This is a genomic window from Nocardiopsis alba (assembly GCF_000710955.1).
Taxonomy (GTDB): domain Bacteria; phylum Actinomycetota; class Actinomycetes; order Streptosporangiales; family Streptosporangiaceae; genus Nocardiopsis; species Nocardiopsis alba.
The window spans coordinates 457,130-476,623 of sequence record NZ_BAZE01000002.1; the positions used below are offsets into that span (position 1 = coordinate 457,130).

The following is a 19,494-nucleotide window of genomic DNA, read 5'->3' on the forward strand; positions in this document are numbered from 1 at the left end:
GCGTAGGCGGACAGTTTCGGGCCGGGGTTCGGTCCATCCCCACGTGCGTGGGGCTCACGCCACCAAGGACGCCGGCCGCCGCCTCGGAGACGGTCCATCCCCACGTGCGTGGGGCTCACTATCCGGCGCCGGAGAGTGCGCGCGCCGCGGCCGGTCCATCCCCACGTGCGTGGGGCTCACGGAGGGTTCTTCATCGGCTGGGTCGCCGCCGGCGGTCCATCCCCACGTGCGTGGGGCTCACGGAGGGTTCTTCATCGGCTGGGTCGCCGCCGGCGGTCCATCCCCACGTGCGTGGGGCTCACCTAACGCACGCATCCTGCGCCACGTGATCGCCGGTCCATCCCCACGTGCGTGGGGCTCACGCTTAATGACCTGCGATAACACAGGGCGTTATCTCAGCGAGACCTACCGGCCGGTTAAGAAACCATCGGCCTCCGCGACCCATCGCGGAACCCTGCGTGGCGCCGATTCCACCTCTCGCCATGTTCTCACGAACATCAGAGCCCGTAGGAGAACCCGAGCACACCGACGCAAGGACCACTCCCCCACCCTCCACATCCTCCTGGCTCCCACCCGGCCCACCCACCGGCACGGCGAGCGGACCGGGCGAACACACCTCAGGGCTTGATGAGGACCTTCAGGCTCTTGCGCTCGTCCATGTCCCGGTAACCGGCGGGCACGCCGTCCAGGTCTGTGGTGGTGTCGAAGACCTTCCCCGGCTCGATGGTCCCGTTGAGGATGTCGGGCAGGAGCTCCTCGATGTAGGCGCGCACTGGAGCGGGCCCGCCGGCCAAGCGGATGTTGTGCCGGAACAGGCTCGCGAAGCCGATCGGGGCCTCCTCGTACTGCGGCACACCCACCCGGCTGATCACACCGCCGGGGCGAACGACGCCCACGGCCTGCTCGTAGGCGGGCATGTGTCCGACGGCTTCGAGGACGGCGTGCGTCCCCTGCCCTCCGGTGAGGTCTCGAACGCGGGCGATGCCCTCCTCTCCGCGTTCGGCGACGACGTCGGTCGCTCCGAACTCGCGTCCCAGATCGGTCCGGTCGGTGTGCCGGCCCATGAGGACGATCCGTTCGGCCCCCAGTCGCTTGGCCGAGAGCACGGCCATCAGGCCCACCGCCCCGTCCCCGATCACGGTGACGTCCTGGCCGGGGAGCACGCCCGCGGCCTTGGCCGCGTGGTAGCCGGTGCCCAGCACGTCGGCCAACGTCAGCAACGAGGGGATGAGCGCCGAGTCGGGCGCGACCGGCAGCTTGACCAGGGTGCCGTCGGCCAACGGCACTCGAACCGCCTCGGCCTGGCCGCCCTCGTTCTGAAGACCGTCCCAGAAACCGGCCTCGTGGTGAGAGCAGGAGGTCTGGAGGTTCTCTCGGCAGTATTCGCACGCGTTGTCGGAGATGGCGAACGGCGAGACGACCAGGTCGCCTCTCTTGAGCGTGGCCACCTCCGTTCCGACCTCCTCTACGACGCCGATCAGTTCGTGCCCCATCCGGGCGGGGCCTTCGTCGGTGGTCATGGAGTGGTAGGGGTGCAGGTCGCTCCCGCAGATACAGGACGCGGTGATGCGGACCAGGGCGTCGGTGGGGTTCTCGATCCGGGAGTCGGGAACGTTCTCGACGCGAACGTCTCCGGCTCGGTACATGAGTGTTGCGCGCATGGTGGCTTTCTCTTTCGATGTCGTTCGTCGTCGTGGACCGCCGTCTCCGGCGGACGTGTGGCTGGTCAGGTCAGGGCGTTGACCGACTCGGGGCTCGTCTCCGCGGCACGGCGGCGCTGGATCAGGGCCAGCGCGGTCGCGGGGATCAGCGTCAGGGCGGCGATGACCGCCCCGACGAGGACGGGGCCCGTGGTGCCCAGCCCGGTGCCGAGGGCGATGCCGCCGATCCAGGAGGCGATCGCGGTGCCGAGGTTGAAGGCGGCGACGCTGAGCGAGGAGCCGAGCGTGGGCGCGTGCGCGGCGTAGCGGACGGCCAGCGAGATCAGCACCGGGTTCGCGCCCAGACCGAACAGGCCGAGCAGGATGAGGAGGATCGTCGTCGGGATCGACACGCCGGCGACAAGGGCGAGCGCCGTCAGGATCAGGGCGGTCGCCAGTGGAGCGACGATCGTGGCCGTGTGCGGGCGACTGTCACCGATACGGCCGCCCAGAAGGGAGCCGACCAATGAGCCGACACCGAAACCGGCGAGCACCAGGGGAACCAGGTTCGCGGGGATACCCGTGCGCTCGGTGAGCAGCGGGGTGATGTAGGAGTAGGCGGCCAGGACACCGCCGGTGGTGGCGGCGCAGGTCGCCAAGGCCAGCCACAGCCTGCCGGAGTTCAGGGCGGCCAGTTCCGAGCGGATCGACACCGACCCGTGGTCGGCGCCACCGCGGGGAACGTGCCGGGCGATCATGGGGATCGCGACGACCGCGAGGATCGCCAGCGCCCAGAAGGTGCCGCGCCAACCGACGAACTGGCCGAGGAGCGCGCCGAGCGGAACGCCCAGGACGGTCGCGAGCATCCCACCGGCGTTGACGACGCCGACGGCGCGCGAGGCCATCCCGGGACCCGCGACGCGGGTGGCGACCACCGCGGCCACGGCCCAGAACGCGCCGGTGGCCAGAGCGGTGAGGAAACGCGCGGGGAGCAGCACCCCGAAGTCGGAGCCGACGGCGACGATCACGTGTCCGACGGCGAACACGCCCAGGGCGAGCATGAGCGTCACCCGCCGGGGCATGCGCAGGGTCAGCATCGCCATGAGCGGCGCGCCCACGATCATGCCGATCGCGAAGACCGTGATGAGCGTTCCCGCGCGGGCGACGCTCACCTGAAGGTCGGCTGCGATGCCGGGCAGGATCCCGGCCACGACGAACTCCGTCGTGAGCATCAGGAACGTCCCCAGCGCCAGGGCGTAGACGACGAAGGGGAGACGGGACGAACGGCCCTTCAGGGGAACCCGAGTGGCTTCGTCGTGCATGGTGGACCTCGTGTCGTGGTGATGCCTTCGCTGTCACCTCCACTCCACCGGCCACGGCCGTCAGGGAGAAGGCCGAGTTGATGGGGGGTACGATCTCGACCCCCTTAAGGCGCCCACCTGTGCCTATCGTGGACGACATGGACAATCGCGCGGACATCAAGGGCTTTCTCGCCAGCCGACGTGCCAAGTTGTCACCGGAACAGGTCGGGCTTCCGCCCGGCACCCGCCGCCGGGTCCCCGGTCTGCGCCGCGAGGAGGTAGCGGTCCTGGCCGGTGTGAGCATCGAGTGGTACACCCGGTTGGAGAAGGGCCACATCGCGGGCGTGTCCGAAGAGGTACTCGACGCGGTCGCCCGGGCGCTCCGTCTGGACGACGAGGAACGCACCCACCTGTTCGACCTGGCCCGCGCCGCGCGGCCGGCCCACCGCAAGGCGACCCGACGGCGCGAAGTGGCCCTCGCCCCGCCCGTGCAGTGGATGCTGGACTCCATCACGATGTCGACGGCGTTCGTGCGCAACGGCCGCCTGGACGTGGTCGCCACCAACGCCCTGGCCCGAACCCTGCACGCGCCGATGTTCGCCAGCCCGACGACGTCCGCCCACGGTCGGGCCAACTTCGCCCGCTACCACTTCCTCGACCCGGCGTCCCGGGACTTCTTCGTGGACTGGGAGGACGGGGCCGCGATGACCGTGGCGCTGCTGCGAGCCGAGGCCGGACGCGAACCCTACGACCAGGCGTTGCGGGAGCTCATCGGGGAGTTGGCCACCCTCAGCGAGGACTTCCGCGCCCTGTGGGCCTCGCACGACGTGCGGATCGACCACAGCGGCGTCAAGCGCATGCATCATCCGCAGGTGGGCGATCTGGAGTTGACCTTTCGTTCCCTGGACCTGCCGACCGCACCGCGGGCCGTACACGACCTGTCGCTCTACACCGCCGAGCCGGGGACCCCGCACGAGGAACGGCTCAAGCTCCTCGCCAGTTGGGGCGCGTCGACGGCGGAAGAGGGGACTCGGAAGGATTCCGAAGCGCTCTGACCCGGGCCCGGGTTCCCGCCGATTCCGGGGTCGGAGGCCGGTGGAAGTGTGGGCCGCCGGGACCAAGGGCGAGAGGCGGAGGCAGCAGGGTTCGGGCGTGTTCGGGTAGCCGGCCGCTCAGGCCTGGGACCGGAACTCGGTCAGGGCGACGGCGAGGTCCGCGCCATCCCAGGCTTCCACGAACTCCGCGAACCTGTCGGCCTCGGTGTCGCTCAGGCCGTTCTCGATGCCGTAGGACGCCCACTCGTCGAGGTGGTCGCGACGCTCGATCTCCTGGAAGGCCGCCTCCATGAACTCGTCCTCTTCGTCGAGGGGCTCGTCGGGGCCGTTCAACCAGATCTCGTGCAGCGCCGCGTCGTCCAGTTCACGCATCTGCTCCGCGTAGGGCGAGGGAGAAGACTGCTCGCCGGGTCCGCCGGTGAGGGTGGCTTCGGAGCGGTCGTCGTGCACGGGCTTCTCCGTTCAGGAGCAGGGGATGCTGTGGTGAAGGGCGGGGTTCCGGGTGCTCGCCCCTCCCCCGGACTCTTGAGAACGTAGCCCATCCCCACGTGCGTGGGGCTCGTACTCTCATCACAGCCGCCACATGGCAGTACTAGGGACCATCCCCACATGCGTGAGGCTCACCCCCTATTCTGTCGGACTCGGCGGTCGACGTGGCTCCGTCCACGTCTACTCTCCGACCATCGGAATTCACGGAGTGCCCCGCGTGCGATATACCCGCTTCGCCCCACCCACCGGACTCCTCAATGAGCTACGCGATGCCCACACCGGAAGCGAGATCCGACTCAAGGACGTGCTGAAGCACCATGGCCTGCGCACGCTGACCGGAGGTCTCCAGAACAGCGTCTACGCCTGGGAGGGTCCCGATGGCGAGCCCGTCTGCATCAAGCTCTACACCAAGGGGAATCATCGTCGACGCGTCGAGCGCGAATGGGCGGACCTGACCCTGCTCGCCGAACACGGGGTCGGCGACGTCCCCCGCCCGCTGTGGCTCGACGATGCCGGCGACCTCCCCGCGATCGGCATGAGCCTGGTCGCGGGAACGCCGCTCCTGGAGAGCGCCGATCGCGAGACCGCCATCAGAGGCTTGGCCCGCGCCACGCGACGCATGCAGAACGTGCCCTTGTCCGGTCTGCTCGCCGACGTCGAGCGTGTCGACTCCGGCTCCCACTACCTGCTGCGTCTCACGGACGGTTGGCCGAGACTTCTGGCGGAACACGAGGACGACCCTCTGACCCGCGACATGCGCGCCCTGCTCACGGCCTGGCACGACAGCGGCGACGCCGAAGTCGTGAGGGAGAAGGCGGCCTCCGCCGTGTTCTCCCGGGGAGACTCCAACCTTCTCAACTGGCTCCGCGACGGCGACAGAAGTCCATGCGTCGACTTCGAGTACAGCGGGCACAGCGGTGTCTTCTTCGACGCCGCCGACCTGATCGAGCACATCAGCGCTCGCGAGATCCCCGACAGCACCTGGATCGCGCTCCTACCCGATCTCGGCGTCACCGCTACCGACAGGCACCGATTCCTCGCCGCACAACGCACCTGCGCCCTGCGCTGGCTCGCCGTTCTGTGGAAACAGCGGCATACCCGCGCCGCCAGGTTCGCCGCCCAGCACGCCCGCGTACGGCTCTTGCAGCGTCCCGACAACCCCTGGCGCGGTTGAATCCACCGGACGGCGCATGAGCACGAACCGCTGAGCCGCCCATCCCCACATACGTGGGGCTCACCCCATGACCTCAGCCTCCCCGTGGGGCGGCGCCGGTCCATCCCACGTACGTGGGGCTCACCCCGAACTTCTGGGAGACCGGATCGCGTCCCGCGGTCCATCCCCACGTGTGTGGGGCTCACCCACCGGGACCAGGCTGCCCTTTTCGATGACCGGTCCATCCCCACGCGCGTGGGACTGCTCGCCCTTAATGACCTGGGACAACGCGAGGCGTTATCTCCGCGATACCTACTCGCCGCTTAAGGAACAGCCGGCCTCGACCATCCCTCTTCGACAACGCCCAGCGCCGTTTCCACTCCCCGGCATGCTCTCACGAACACCGAAGCGCCCAAGAACAACATCCCCGGATTTCCGGCTCCACCTCTAACAACCAACCACGAAAAACCGCACCCATTCCAACACCATCCCGAACACGGCACCAGCCGAGGAGAGGCCGCGCTCCAACAACAGGCGACAGCGCCAGGCCTGGCCCTCGCAAGACCCGTTCACCACCCGCCACCCGCCACCCGCCCGACCGCGACCACTCCTCGCACCGCCCCGCACCCCTCCGAGATCAGTTCACGCCACGCGGATCGAACGACTCGGTGTCGATCACCAAGGGCTCGGGGAACGCGCTGGCCACCGCGTCCCACCGCGTCAGCTTGAAGTTGGTGCTCTCCCGGTCCCCGTTCCCCGGCGTCTCCTCACCGTCGTGGGTGACCAGCAGTCCCTGGGGGAAGGCGTCGCCCAGGGGGACGTTGACCACGGTGGCGCCGTCGGAGTGCTGGGTTCCGTCGGTGGCGGGACCATCGACGATGGCGAAGGAGCCGACGTAGTCGTTGTCACCGCCGCGCTCGTACACGGCGAAGGTGTCGTCTCCCTGGCTGGAGACGAGCACGTATCCGGCGCCATCACCCGCGTGGTAGAGGGTCACACCCTCGGCGTCGGCGGAGATGTTCTCACCGCCGAACCCGGGGGCGTTCTCCGTGTCGAGGACGCACTCCTCGTCCGCGGTCTCGTCATACGTCCACGGCGTCCCGTATTCACGAACACGGTCGATCAGCTCCGCGTCGGCGAACTCGTCCTTGTCGAGGTCGATGCGCCACAGCCCCACGGTCTCCTGACCGGCATAGAGGACGTGCTCCTCCTCGTCGACGGCCATGCCCTCGACCTGGGGACGCTCGCCGGGGTCGGCGCAGGGCGTCCACTCGGTGCCGTCGGGCAGGGTGAAGGTGTCGGGGAGTTCGAGCGTGTCCTCGGTCTTGTATCCGACCAGCCCGCCCTCGTCCTTCAGCTCCAGGAGCCGCAGTCGGGTCTCTTCGCGCTGGGACACCACCACGAAGGCATCGTCGCCATGCCTGTAGGTGGTCAGCCCGTAGGAGGTTCGCTGGTCGTCCACCTCGGCTTCGTCCGCGGCGAAGACCGGCTGAACGTCGGGCGCGGTCACGTCACTGAGCGGCGGCCTGCCCTCCGCGACGGCGTCGGGGTCGATGGCGAAGGCGCGGATCCGGTCGCGCCCTCGGTCGCTGACGATCGCCAGGTCCGTCTTCTCGCCGTCCAGCTCGAACCCGTAGAGGACGTCGACGTTGTTGAACCGGCCGGGGGCCGCCTCCTCGTCGGGGGCCTCGGGCGCCGGGATGTGCTGGATGCGCTCGCCGTCGAGCCCGTAGACGTCGAGTCCGGCCTTCTTCAGGGTTCCGATGACGATGCTGCGTCCGGGGTCGTCAGGGTCGATCCAGACTGCCGGGTCGTCGGCGTCGGCGTTGCCTCCCGCCTCGTCGTCGTACACCGGAGGTGTCTCGACGCTCGCGGTGACGGGTACCGGGGGCTGGACGAAGGAACCGGTCGCCGCGAGGAGGGCGGCCAGTGTGGTCGGGACGGAGGCGTTCACGGTACTCCTCGGTAGGGGGAGTTGGACGCCGAGATGGTACGGGGCGGCCGACGAAGGAGACGGGACGCTCTCATGAACAGTGTGCGACCAGTCTGTTCCCCCTGGTAACGACCTCCGGGCCGACCCGACCTCTGTGCTCGCCCGCTGGAGCGCGAGCATCGGGCCCGAATCCGCACCATCTCTCCGGGCCCGTACCGACCTTGTCGAGGATGGGCCCGGCAGCCCGGGGCCGATGCCTGGCGCCCTCCCTGCGCCCTCGACCCGGCCCTCACCCTCGATTCCTTCCGTCAGCCCGCCGAGGCGTCCTTGATGAGGGGAACGTCCCGGCACAGCTCGCGGAACCCGGCGCCGTAGTACAGCTCGCGGGCCGCCGGGTGGCCTGGTGCCCCCAGGCAGGCCACCGTCGCGTGCACGGCCCCCGCCTCCCGCGCCAGCAGCATCCCGTGCAGGAGCAGCGCCCGCGCCAGGCCCCTGCGCCGGTGGTCGGGATGAGTCCCCATCGGCTCGAACTCGACGGTCCGGTTCACCTCGTCCAGCCACATGATGGTCGAGGCCGCCATCTCCCCGTCCGACGCCTCCACCAGCACGTGCAGGTCACCGCGGTACCCCGTCGTCTCCCGAAGGTCCCGGTAGGCCTCGACCGTGTACGCCCGGGGACCCCAGGCGTTCAGGTGGGCCTGGACCGCGGCCTCGTCCCCGGCCTCGTCGGCGGTGCGGAACCGGTACCCGTCCGGGAGCTTCGGAGATTCCACGTCGGTGAGGTCGCGTTGGTTGAGCTGGGTCCAGGAGCCGGTGTCCCCGAGCCCGTCCGGGTCGGGCGCGTACCCGTGCGCCGCCCACCGTTCCAGGGCGAACCTGTCGGGGTCCCCCGGAAGCACGGTGCGTTCCAGGCCCTCAGCGGTGGCGTCGTACCAGTCGATCACCTCGTCGACCAGCTCGGCGTGGTCGGGATGGACCTGGTAGGCCAGGTAGGCGCCGGTGGCGTTCGCGACCGACCCGTCGCTGAGCCGGACGCTGCACGGCAGCTTGACCCAGCCCCACGCCACGAGTTCCCCGCCGGAGAACCAGAGGCGGCGGCGCCATGAGGAACCCTGAGCAGCGTGCGCACGACCCCAGTTCCAGGCCAGCTCGCCGAACGAGGCGTCGCTGTTCACCAGCTCCGGGCGAGTGGCGGTGATGCGCTGGGCCAGGTCCTGCATGAGTTCCACGTCGGCGGCGGTCAGAAACTCCGAAGTCGTCATGGCGCCTCACAGTGTCAGGAAACCGCAGGCTTATCCACGGGTTTTCCGGCCCCTCACCGACCCAGTGCGTCGAGGTGTTCGGCGTAGCCGTCGAGGACGGAGGAGCCGCGCGATCCATCCCCACCTGCGTGGGGCTCACCTGATACGTATCTGCAGAGGGTGCACCCGCGCCTTCGAGAAAGAGGTGACGAAGCGGCCGGTGTCGGGCACCCGTCGATAAGACGCGGTCATGCCCTCGCATCGCGCAGGAGCCGGTCAGCCGAGCAGGGGAGCGAGATAGCCGCCCTCGTCGTCGATCAGGTCGGTGAGCAGGCGCCCTGGATTCCAGTCCTCGCCTCCGCCTTGGGTGAGCCAGATGTCGAGGTCGCGGAGCTGGTCGAGCACCGCGGCGCCACGGATGAGCGCGCGACCATGGATCGGATCCATGTGACGAGCGGCGATCTCCACCGCGGCGGCGCCCGCCTCCGAATCGACGTATTCGCCTTCCACGGACACGCAGGCCTCGTACACCAGCCGGCAGAGGTCGATCTCGACCGGACCGAGCACGGCGAACTCGAAGTCCAGCAGAGCGACGACCTCACCGTCCCAAAGTGCGTTCATCAGGGCCAGGTCGCCGTGGTCGACGACCTGCTCGACCATGGGCGCGGCCCGAAAGTAGCCCTCGATGATCTCGTGGAGTCGCGACTGCCGTGCGTCGGACAGTCCGAGCGCGGCTCCGGCGCGTCCGGCCGATGCCGTGGCGTCGCCGAGTGTCGCCGGTACGAAACCCCCGTGCGTCGCGACATGTGTCTTGAGGGACGGGCTCGCGTCATGCACGATCTGAGCCCGAGCCCATAGCTGATGGATCGCCTGTCGTTGCTCCACAGGTGTCAGCGTCGGCCATGCCTCGTACAGGTTCCGGCCGTGCACCTCCGCGGTCACGATCCAGCCGTGGCCCTCGGTAACGCCCTCCCCGAGGATCTCCGGATGTGCGACCTCTCGTGGCAGAGCACGCACGAGCGCGGCCTCGCGAGCCATGCCGACGGGTGTATGCGCGATCCGCACGGCGATGCCGTCGCCGACCCACGTCGCGTTCGAGTACCCGTTCGCTCGCCGCATCCGCGTGAGTTCACCGCCGTAGCGGGCCGCCACCTCGGCGGCCAGGCCCCGAACGAAGGCGGCCTCGGAGGGGTCGCGATGCTGGTCGAGCGGATGGGAGGTCGCGCTGGGCTCTGGCATCACGCGAGCATCCTCCCACGGTCGCTCGGGCGCTGATCCGGTGGTGAGAGCACGACCCGCTCGGCCACTCCACGGCCGGCCGTCGATCCTGTCGGCGAGCCGGTCGTGCCGCACCTGCGAGGCCATCCGGGGCTTGGCGTTCTCCTCCCCACGTACGTAGGGCTCACGCCAGGAGCCGGGCCATGTTCAGCCAGCCCTCCGGTCCATCCCCACGTGCGTGAGGCTCACGCCGCAGGAGGTGACACCAGCCTGGACGCTGCCGGTCCATCCCCACATGCGTGGGGCTCACGGCCTCCACGTGGCGGCCGAGTCCTCCCGTGCCGGTCCATCCCCACGTGCGTGGGGCTCACTCGTGCTCTCCACCATCTCGCCGCTCTTGAGCAGCGCCTGAATCGGTCCATCCCCACGTGCGTGGGGCTCACGATCGCGCAGGCCAGCTTGACGGCGTCCTCACCGGTCCATCCCCACGTGCGTGGGGCTCACCGCACGTTCTCGAACCCCCTCCCGGAGCACGTCGGTCCATCCCCACGTGCGTGGGGCTCACACCCTCTCCCCCTACCGCGCCCAGGTGCGGCACGGTCCATCCCCACGTGCGTGGGGCTCACGACTCGTTCCTGGAGTCGCGTGTCCAGGCGGCCGGTCCATCCCCACGTGCGTGGGGCTCACGTGCCGGTGGGGGCGGAGGCCTGTTCGACCGTCGGTCCATCCCCACGTGCGTGGGGCTCACCTGATCGGCCTCCTGGTCGACGCCGTCCTGATCGGTCCATCCCCACGTGCGTGGGGCTCACTTCTACCTGCGGAAAGGCACAGCATGCTCGACCGGTCCATCCCCACGTGCGTGGGGCTCACGAGACCTACCCCGTCGATGGCCCCTCGGTGTTCGGTCCATCCCCACGTGCGTGGGGCTCACGAGATCATCGGCGGGCCGGTTGGTTTCGCGGACGGTCCATCCCCACGTGCGTGGGGCTCACGATCGGATGCGCTTCGCCTTGGCGATGACATCCGGTCCATCCCCACGTGCGTGGGGCTCACAGATCACCATGTGGGGCAACCTAGGGCGTCTACGGTCCATCCCCACGTGCGTGGGGCTCACATGGTCGCCGCGCACAGCATCGTCGTAGTGCTCGGTCCATCCCCACGTGCGTGGGGCTCACGTCCTCGGGAAGCGCGAGGGTGGTGTCCATCCCGGTCCATCCCCACGTGCGTGGGGCTCACTCGATCGCCACCGCCCGCTGCAGGTCCCGCAGCGGTCCATCCCCACGTGCGTGGGGCTCACGTCTTCGCTCGAAGCGCCAGATGCCACAAGAACGGTCCATCCCCACGTGCGTGGGGCTCACGTCCTCCTCGATGGCGTCCAGGACCAGTTCGGCGGTCCATCCCCACGTGCGTGGGGCTCACAGCTTCTGGCCCCTGGGGAACCGGGCGACGAGCGGTCCATCCCCACGTGCGTGGGGCTCACATGTCGTGGGTGGAGCCGAGTCCGAAGAAGCTCGGTCCATCCCCACGTGCGTGGGGCTCACGCTTAACGACCTGCGATAACGCGCGCCGTTATCCCTGTGATACCTACCGGCCGGTTAAGAAATGGCCGCTCCCGGCCACCTCTCGCAAAACCGACACAGACCGTCCCACCGGAACGCTAGCTTGGCCTCATCCGATGCTCTCATACCCCCTGGAGCACCCCCGAAATGTCATCCGCTCCCCCCACTCCCCCAGACCCTGGCGATGATCACTCACGCATCGACCTCGGTCTCTGGGCCAAAGAACGTCACCTCCGCGGCCACCGCTACCCCTACGCCCTCCATGCCCTCGACGCCACCGCCGCCGCCCTCGTGCTGTGGGACGTCGTGCTCTCCGCCGGTCTGAAGCGCCGGATCGCGGCGGGCCTGGGCACGGACGAGAACCACGCTCGCGCGCTGGTGGCCTTCTGGGCGGGATGTCACGACATCGGCAAGCTCATCCGTGAGTTCCAGGAGCAGATCGACCTCGACCTGTCGGCCTACCCCGCCTACCCGCATCCCGGGGACCGGGCCGGCCACGCCTCCGTCACCCACCAGTGGCTGGTCACCGCGCTCGAGACTCTCGGCTATGAGGACGAGGGCGGGTACACCGCGCACCTGGTGGCCCAACTCCTGGGCGGGCACCACGGGATCTATCCGGAGGCCCTCGACGAGTACACGACGCCTCGGTTCGAGAGCGATGTCTGGCAGGAGCAGCGCGAGCGTTCGACCCGGATCGTCCATGAGGCGGCCGGCGCCCCGAAGCCCCCGGTCCGGTTCCAGGCCCCGGTCGCCCCGTTGATCTGTGGGCTGGTCATCCTCGCCGACTGGCTGGTCAGCCAGGAGCACTTTCTGCTCGACCGGCTCCGGACACCTCCCGCCGATGGTGGGCGCGCCGCACTCCTGGCGCACTTTCGAGCCTCCACCGGCAAGATCGTCGACCTGGTGCGGGAGGCCGGGCTGAGCCCTCTCACCGTCGCTCCGGCCTCGTTCGCCGAGTCCTTTCCGGGGTTCACCCCCAACGGCCTCCAGAGTTCGCTCGCCCACCATCTTCCCGGGCTGTGCTCCGAGGGAGGCCTGGTGCTGATCACCGCTCCCCCGGGCGAGGGCAAGACCGAGGCCGCCCTGCACGTCGCGGACCTGTTGGGTGAGGCGACCGGACACGATGGTCGTTTCCTCGCTCTGCCGACCATGGCCACGGCGGACCAGATGTACGGCCGGTTGAAGGAGTACGCGAATCGCCGTTCCGAGGTCGGGTCTCCCCTGACGCTCCTGCATTCCATGGCCTGGCTGAACCCCGACTACGCGCCCACGGACCAGGAGTTGGCGCGCGCCGACGATCTCGCCCCCACGAGCTGGCTCATGAAGGCCAAGAGGGGCCTGCTGGCCTCTTGGGCGACCGGCACCATCGACCAGGCCCTCATGGCGGTGCTGCCCTCGCGGCACAACGCGGTCCGCATGTTCGGTCTGGCGGGGAAGGTCGTGATCGTGGACGAGGTGCACGCCACGGACCCGTACATGCAGATCCTGCTGGAGCGTCTGCTGCACTGGCTCGGCGTCTACCGGGTCCCGGTCGTGCTGTTGTCCGCCACTCTGCACCACTCGGTGGCGAACTCGTTGGTGAAGGCCTACGTCACCGGCTCCAAGGGCAGGGTGAAGAAGTCCGCGCCGCCGTTCGTGGAGAAGATCCACTACCCCGGTTGGTTGCACGTCCACCCCGACAGTGGTGAGGTCACCACCAACCCCGAACCGTTCGAGACCACGAAGCGGAACCCGCTGAAGGTCGATCTGGTTCCCATCCCCGTCAAGGATCGACGTCCCGACCGGGAGCGGGCCCTGCGTGGCCTGTTGTCGCCCTTGGTCACGGAGGGCGGTTGCGCCGCGGTCATCTGTACGACCGTCGCCGAGGCCCAGCAGACCCGGGATCTGTTGGCCGCGTGGTTCGCCGAGTTGGAGGACCCGCCGGAGCTGTTCCTGCTGCACGCGCGCTTCCCCCAGGATCAGCGGAGCAGCATCACCTCGGAGCTCACGCGGAGGTTGGGCAAAGAGGGCGCGCGGAAGGGCGATCGTCCCGTGCGGGCCGTCGTCGTCGCCACTCAGGTCATCGAGCAGTCCCTGGACCTCGACCTGGATCTGCTCGTCACCGATCTGGCCCCTGTCGGCCTGTTGCTCCAGCGTGCGGGTCGCTGCTGGCGACACGAGCGCATGGAGATCATCACTCGTCCGAACTGGGCGACGGAGCCGCGTATGGCGATGCTGGTGCCTCAGGAGCAGCAGAGCAAGGGGCACCTTCCTCGTTCCTGGCAGTACGTCTACACCCCGTCCCTGCTGATGCGCACGCACACGCTGCTGGCCCGTAGGGACGGCGCGCACGTGAGGATCCCGGAGGACATCCAGTCCCTGGTGGACGGCCTCTACGACGACCCGACCCTCATCGAGGACGTCACCGCGGACATCGAGCGGATGGGCGAGGAGTTGGCTCTGCGCACGCACGGGCGCAACGCGGTCATCCCCGCCAGTGGAGGGATCTACGGAGATCTGTCCCCGTTCACCACGGCCGACTTCGAGATCGGCGAGCACTTCCTGGCCACCCGGTTCGGCGCCGACTCGGTGCGGGTCCTGTGCTGTTACCGCGACGCGCGCGGCGATCTGTGGCTGGACGAGGGGCTGACCCGTCGTCTTCCCGCGACCGACTCCGAGGGACGGATGTCCGGGGACGACCTGCGCGCGGTCATCTCGCGCACCATCCCCCTGCGCGCCGACCGGAACACGCGGCCGCCCCTGGCCGAGGGCAACCGGGTGCCGGAGGGGTGGGAGCGCAACTTCCACCTGCACGATCTGGTGCTCCTGGTCCACCCGGTCGGCGACGGCACGACCGGTGAGGCCCTCCTCGGAGACAGACGCCTGTACCTGCATCCCGACAACGGACTCGAAGAACGCGCTTGACCCTTGCCCCGGACCCTCTCGTCCGGCCGACCCTCCACGGAGCGACGGTGACCTCTCCCTCATACGACCTGACCGAACGACCCTGGCTACCGGTACGCGCGGCCGACGGCACACCCGCGCCCGCGGTCGGGCTCCGTGAACTGTTGTGCCGCGCCCACGAGTTCTCCGACATCGAGCTGCCGCTCCCTCCGGCCTCCTCGCAGCTGTGGCGGGTGCTGACGCTGTTGGCCGCCCGTGTCACCGGGCTGGACGTCGCCGCCGATATCGGCGACTGGTACCGAACGCGTCGCCGGGTCTTGGACGCGGGTGCGTTCGACCGCGACCGTGTGGAGGCCTACTTCGCCTCCTTCTCGGACCGTTTCGATCTTTTCCACCCCGAGCGTCCCTGGTCTCAGGACCCTCGCCTGCTTGAGCAGTGCGCCAAGTCCTCGGGGGTCAACAAACTGGCCTGGGGCCGTACCGCCGGGCAGAACCAGGTGTGGTTGGGCGGCCACCACCACGACCTGGACCCGGTGCCCCTTCCTCCCGACGAGGCCGCCTGGCATCTGTTGGCCACCCTCGGCTACGGCCCCTCCGGGCGCTGTACCTCGCGCACGGTCGATGGTCGTTCCGAGGCCAACAGCACCGCCGGTCCTCTGCGCGGGACGGTGTCCTTCCACCCGTTGGGGCGGACGCTGTTCGAGAGCCTGATCGTGAACATCCCCTTCGACGGTGACAACGAGGACGAGGTCGGCGATGTCGAAGCCGCCCCCTGGGAGCGGGACACCCTGCCCGACCCGTTGGGGACGCCTCGGGAGTCCACCGGTCTGGCCGGGACCCTGCTGAACCAGGCCTCGCACGCGGTTCTGCTGGTCGCCGATCCGGGGGGCGACAAGGTCGTCGACGCCTATGTCACCTGGGCCCGGCGGGACCGCCCGGTCCCGCCCACCGACCCCTACCTCATCCATCTGCTGAGCAAGAAGGGGCAGCGGTACGCCCGTCCGGCCGACGCCACGCGCGCGGTCTGGCGCGATCTGGACTCGCTGCTGTCGGAGGACACCCCGGAGCGGTTCCGCCCCGAGCTGCTCGGCCACCTCACCTCCAGGACCCACCTTCCCGACGACCTGTACCGGGCTCTGCGGCTGCGGGCCTTCGGCTTCGACCAGGACGGGCAGACCCGCGATCGCCAGTGGTTCACCGCCACCACCCCGGCGGTCCTGCGCTGGCTGGAGGACTCCGCCGACACCTCCGAGGAGGCCGTCGCGGCACGCGCCCGAATCCGGCTCACCCGTCGTTCGGCCGAGTCCCTGGGATCGCGCCTCAAGAGCGCTCTGACCGACGCTTGGAAGGAGGGCAACAGCCCTTCCGGTGGCTCCGGTCGTACCGATACCGGGACCGGCCCCTGGCTGCGGCGCGGCCTGTCCCGCTACTGGGCGGAGGCCGAGACGGAGTTCTGGCGGATCGCCATGGACACCGATTCCAAGGGCCCCGGTATCGACTTCTCCCGTCTGGCGCTGGCCGCCTACGACGAGGTGACCGACCCCTACTGCTCTCGCCCCCGCGTGGCCGCCGTCGTGGAACGGCACCGGCGATCACTGTTCCTACGGCGACCCGCCCGCCGTACCGACCGAGGAGACGACACATGAACGAGGCGAAGACGAAAAAGAAGGAAAAGAAAAGGGTGACGGACAAAGAGGTTCTCCGCGCCGCCGACCGGATGGTGGAGCACCTCCAAGAGCGGGTACGCGACGAGCCCGCGGTACGGGCCGTCCTACGCAGGGCGAGCGGTAAACGAGTCGAGGACCCCGCGGTCCTGCCGGTCCACGGATTCGTCGCGCGTTACCTGGACCGGCTGCTCACCTCCATCGAGGAGGACGAGCGGGCCCGGTGGCGGTTCCCGGAGGCGGACGTGGAGCGCGCCTTCTACGGGGTGGCCGCGATGCTCGCCGCTCAGCCCCGGCAGGCCCGCGATCGGATCGGTGGGGAGGACGAGGACACCGCCGACGAGGAGGTGGAGGACACCGCCGACGAGGAGGTGGAGGACACCTCCACCTCCGACCAGCAGGCCACCGACACCGAGGACACGGAGCGGCGCCCCTCCGACCCGCTGAGGAGGCGTTCCAACCTGGGTGCCGCTCTCGGGAAGGCCGTCACCCGGGGAAGGCTCAACGCGGACACCACCGAGGAGCGCCTGCACCTGTTGTGCCGCCAGTCCGTGGACGGGGCGCACGCGCAGCTCCCCCGTCTGATCCTGCACGCCAACGACAAGGACGTCCCCATCGATTGGGGGCGTCTGGCCCTGGATCTGTCCCGTTGGGGGGCCGATCGCGACTCCGTGGCCAAGGAGTGGGTGCAGGGCTACCACCGCACCATCGAGACCGAGAAGGCCGGGCGTGATGAGGCCCTGGCCCAGAAGAACAGCACCGACGACGATTCCGAGGATCAGGCAGCATGAGCACCCCCACGTTCCTGGACGTACACGTCCTGCACACCCTCCCCTACTCCAACATCAACCGCGACGACCTGGGCTCGCCCAAGACCCTCGTCTACGGCGGCGCCGAGCGCACCCGTGTCTCCAGCCAGGGTTGGAAGCGCTCCGTCCGGCACCGGGTCGAGGAGCGGCTGGGAGACCCGGCGGTGCGCACGCGACGCATCGTCGGAGAGATCGCCGGGCGTCTCATCGCTCGTGGTTGGGAGCCCGACCTCGCCGAGCAGGGCGGTAACCAGGTCGTCCTGTCCGCGGCCAAGAACGGGATCAAGTTGGAGAAGGAGAAGGAGGGAGAGTCGCGGGTGACCTCCGTGCTCTTCTACCTTCCGGTCTCCGCGATCGACGCCCTGGCCGCCATCGCCGACGAGCACCGTGAGGCGGTGACCAAGGAATCCGCCAAGAAGACCCCCAAGGGGATCCTGCCCGCCGACGACATCGTCGCGGTGCTGCGCTCGCGGAACGCCACCGTGAACCTGTTCGGGAGGATGCTGGCCGAGCTTCCCTCCACCGAGGTGGACGGCGCCGTGCAGTTCGCGCACGCTTTCACCACCCACGGCACCAGCGTGCAGGCGGACTTCTTCACCGCGGTCGACGACGTTCCCAGGCAGGACGACCACGGCAGCGGACACATGAACGTCGGCCAGTTCAGCACCGGCACGTTCTACCGCTACGCCAACATCGATCTGGCCGGGCTGCTGCGCAACCTCGACGGGGACGTCGAGGCCGCCCGCGAGCTGGTGTCGGAGTTCCTGCGCGCCTTCCTGGACACCGTTCCCTCGGGCAAGCAGAACGCGACGGCGGCGATGACCCTGCCCGACCTGGCCCACGTGGTGGTGCGCTCGGATCGGCCGGTGTCGTACGCGCCCGCCTTCGAGTCCGCTGTGCGCGGCCCCGAGGGGTTCGCCCCCGCCTCGGTGTCACGGCTGAGCGAGTACGCGGGGAAGATCGAGCGGCTCTGGTGGCCCGGGACCGTGCTGTCCTCCGTCCACGCCGGGATCGACGACAAGCCGGTCGAGAACCTCGGTGAGCGTCTGGCCGGCTACCCCACGCTGGTGGAGACCTCCGTGGCCGCCGCCTACCCCGGGGACGGGTCGTGACCGGTCTGCTGCTCCGCCTGGCCGGGCCGATGCAGAGCTGGGGCGAGCACAGCGCGTTCGGGGAGCGTGACACCCTCTCCTTCCCCAGCCGGTCCGGCCTGGTGGGGATGTTCGCCGCGGCCCAGGGCGTGGAGCGCCGGGAGGGCCTGGAGCGCTACGCCGGGCTGAGGCTGCTCGTGCGCGTCGACCGGCGCGGGATCCGGATGAGCGATTTCCACACGGTCGGCGGCGGTCTGCCTCGGGAGCGGACGGTGCCCACCGCCGAGGGCAAGCGACGTCCGGAGGGTGCGACCACCATCGTCACCCGGCGGGCCTACCTGGCCGACGCGGTGTTCACCGTGGCCGTCACCGGCCCCGGCTCCGAGGACATCGGCCCTGCCCTGCTCTCCCCCCATTGGCAGATCTACCTGGGGCGCCGTTCCTTCGTGCCCGACCCTCTGCTGGTGTTGCGAGAGCGGGTGTCCGACCCCGAGCACGAGCTGCGCACCACGGTGCCGCTGCCGTACCGCCGAGTTCCCGAGGGGGAGGAGACCGTCGAGGTCGAGATGGTCTCCGAGCAGGTCGTGCCCGGTGACGCCGACGCCGCGGGCCGGACCGTCCTCAACGACGTCCCCCTCTCCTTCGCCTCGGACCGCCGTCGGTACGCGAGCCGGGAGGTCCGGGTGGAAAGAACCGCGCTGCCCGCGGAACTCGTCTCGGACGGCATCCGGGAGTACCAGGAACGTCTGTTGAACTACGTCGAGGAGCATCGTTGACCTGGCTCACGAAGATCACCCCCGACCTGTCGTCGCGGAGTGCCCGCGCCGCCTTCGCCAACGCCGGAGAACTGCACCGAATGCTCATCGGTCTGGCCTCCTCTCAGCTGGGCGAGGAGACCATGCCCTCTCCTCGTCGGCACGCCGGTCTGCTCTTCCGGGTGGACGAGGGCCACACCGGGCCCGCGCTGCTGGTTCAGAGCCACGAACGTCTCGACCTGACCCGGGTCGACGGGATCGGTGAGGCCGCCGAACGCGACCTGTCACCCTTCCTCGACGGCCTGGAGAAGGGGCGAGAGGTGCGTTACCGGTTGGCCGCCGCCCCCTCCAAGCGGCTCGGTAAGTCGGAGAAGAACGCCGAGCGGCTCGGCGATCGGGCGCGGCCGGGCGTGCGCGCCTACACACGGCCGCTGTACGGGGAGGACGCCGAACGGTGGTGGCTCGACCGTGCCGAGGGCCATGGGCTGGAGTCGCGCCAGGTGTTGAGCACCGGTCTGGGGCCGGCCCTGGACCCGGGTAAGAGCGGCAGGCGCGGGGTGCGTCTGCAGGTGACCCGGTTCGACGGCTACGCGGTGATCACCGATCCGGACGCGGTGCGCCGGGCCGTGGTCGAGGGCGTGGGTCGGGGCAAGTCGTTCGGCTGCGGGCTGCTCAGCCTCGCCTCGGCGGAGTGGTGAGGCCG

Annotated in this window: 14 protein-coding genes and 2 CRISPR repeat arrays; of the genes, 8 read left to right on the forward strand and 6 right to left on the reverse strand. The window is 69.5% G+C overall.

Annotated features, from left to right (window positions below):
- The first annotated feature begins 29 nt into the window (after positions 1–29).
- A CRISPR array of direct repeats spans positions 30–362; the repeat unit is 29 nt; unit sequence CGGTCCATCCCCACGTGCGTGGGGCTCAC.
- Between the two features lie 255 nt (positions 363–617).
- The gene (locus TR33_RS05485) at positions 618–1,661 is read right to left on the reverse strand and encodes a zinc-dependent alcohol dehydrogenase family protein (RefSeq protein ID WP_042281839.1); all 1,044 of its coding nucleotides are present in this window, start codon (positions 1,659–1,661) and stop codon (positions 618–620) included.
- 65 nt (positions 1,662–1,726) lie between these two features.
- Positions 1,727–2,962 (reverse strand): MFS transporter, encoded by a 1,236-nt coding sequence (locus TR33_RS05490; protein ID WP_042281841.1) that lies wholly within the window; start codon positions 2,960–2,962, stop codon positions 1,727–1,729.
- Between the two features lie 137 nt (positions 2,963–3,099).
- Here TR33_RS05490 and TR33_RS05495 point away from each other — a divergent pair, with 137 nt between their 5' ends.
- On the forward strand, positions 3,100–3,996 hold the full coding sequence (locus TR33_RS05495; RefSeq protein ID WP_042281844.1) for a helix-turn-helix transcriptional regulator: 897 nt from the start codon (positions 3,100–3,102) through the stop codon (positions 3,994–3,996).
- Between the two features lie 117 nt (positions 3,997–4,113).
- Here the strand turns inward: TR33_RS05495 and TR33_RS05500 are convergent, their stop codons facing one another.
- A complete protein-coding gene (locus tag TR33_RS05500) occupies positions 4,114–4,446 on the reverse strand; it encodes a hypothetical protein (protein WP_042281846.1) in 333 nt (110 codons plus the stop codon).
- Between the two features lie 256 nt (positions 4,447–4,702).
- Here TR33_RS05500 and TR33_RS05505 point away from each other — a divergent pair, with 256 nt between their 5' ends.
- On the forward strand, positions 4,703–5,659 hold the full coding sequence (locus TR33_RS05505; RefSeq protein WP_052358102.1) for a phosphotransferase: 957 nt from the start codon (positions 4,703–4,705) through the stop codon (positions 5,657–5,659).
- 616 nt (positions 5,660–6,275) lie between these two features.
- Here TR33_RS05505 and TR33_RS05510 read toward each other — a convergent pair.
- The 3 genes from TR33_RS05510 to TR33_RS05520 all read right to left on the reverse strand — a co-directional run bounded on the left by TR33_RS05510 (position 6,276) and on the right by TR33_RS05520 (position 10,051).
- Positions 6,276–7,592, reverse strand: coding sequence for a phytase (locus TR33_RS05510; protein ID WP_042281848.1), 1,317 nt, complete (start codon positions 7,590–7,592; stop codon positions 6,276–6,278).
- A 287-nt stretch (positions 7,593–7,879) separates the two neighbouring features.
- Positions 7,880–8,833, reverse strand: coding sequence for a GNAT family N-acetyltransferase (locus TR33_RS05515; protein ID WP_042281851.1), 954 nt, complete (start codon positions 8,831–8,833; stop codon positions 7,880–7,882).
- A gap of 255 nt (positions 8,834–9,088) precedes the next feature.
- Positions 9,089–10,051: a phosphotransferase family protein gene (locus TR33_RS05520; RefSeq protein ID WP_234305756.1), complete on the reverse strand. Its 963-nt coding sequence runs from the start codon at positions 10,049–10,051 to the stop codon at positions 9,089–9,091.
- A 199-nt stretch (positions 10,052–10,250) separates the two neighbouring features.
- Positions 10,251–11,571: direct repeats of the CRISPR family, unit length 29 nt; unit sequence CGGTCCATCCCCACGTGCGTGGGGCTCAC.
- Positions 11,572–11,736: 165 nt separating this feature from the next.
- Here TR33_RS05520 and TR33_RS05525 point away from each other — a divergent pair.
- The 6 genes from TR33_RS05525 to cas6e are packed head-to-tail and all read left to right on the forward strand — an operon-like array spanning position 11,737 to position 19,489.
- Complete coding sequence (locus TR33_RS05525; RefSeq protein ID WP_042281855.1) at positions 11,737–14,493, forward strand: CRISPR-associated helicase/endonuclease Cas3; 2,757 nt, start codon at positions 11,737–11,739, stop codon at positions 14,491–14,493.
- A 47-nt stretch (positions 14,494–14,540) separates the two neighbouring features.
- Entirely contained in the window at positions 14,541–16,118 is a 1,578-nt protein-coding gene (casA, locus tag TR33_RS05530) for a type I-E CRISPR-associated protein Cse1/CasA (protein WP_042281970.1), read from the forward strand.
- A 35-nt stretch (positions 16,119–16,153) separates the two neighbouring features.
- A complete protein-coding gene (casB, locus tag TR33_RS05535) occupies positions 16,154–16,927 on the forward strand; it encodes a type I-E CRISPR-associated protein Cse2/CasB (RefSeq protein ID WP_052358104.1) in 774 nt (257 codons plus the stop codon).
- Positions 16,924–18,057, forward strand: a complete 1,134-nt coding sequence (cas7e, locus tag TR33_RS05540) for a type I-E CRISPR-associated protein Cas7/Cse4/CasC (protein WP_042281856.1) — start codon at positions 16,924–16,926, stop codon at positions 18,055–18,057. Before casB ends, cas7e begins: the two co-directional genes overlap by 4 nt.
- Positions 18,054–18,812, forward strand: a complete 759-nt coding sequence (cas5e, locus tag TR33_RS05545; RefSeq protein ID WP_042281860.1) for a type I-E CRISPR-associated protein Cas5/CasD — start codon at positions 18,054–18,056, stop codon at positions 18,810–18,812. The genes cas7e and cas5e overlap by 4 nt, the downstream gene beginning before the upstream one ends.
- Entirely contained in the window at positions 18,809–19,489 is a 681-nt protein-coding gene (gene cas6e, locus TR33_RS05550) for a type I-E CRISPR-associated protein Cas6/Cse3/CasE (protein ID WP_042281862.1), read from the forward strand. Before cas5e ends, cas6e begins: the two co-directional genes overlap by 4 nt.
- Positions 19,490–19,494: the final 5 nt, after the last annotated feature.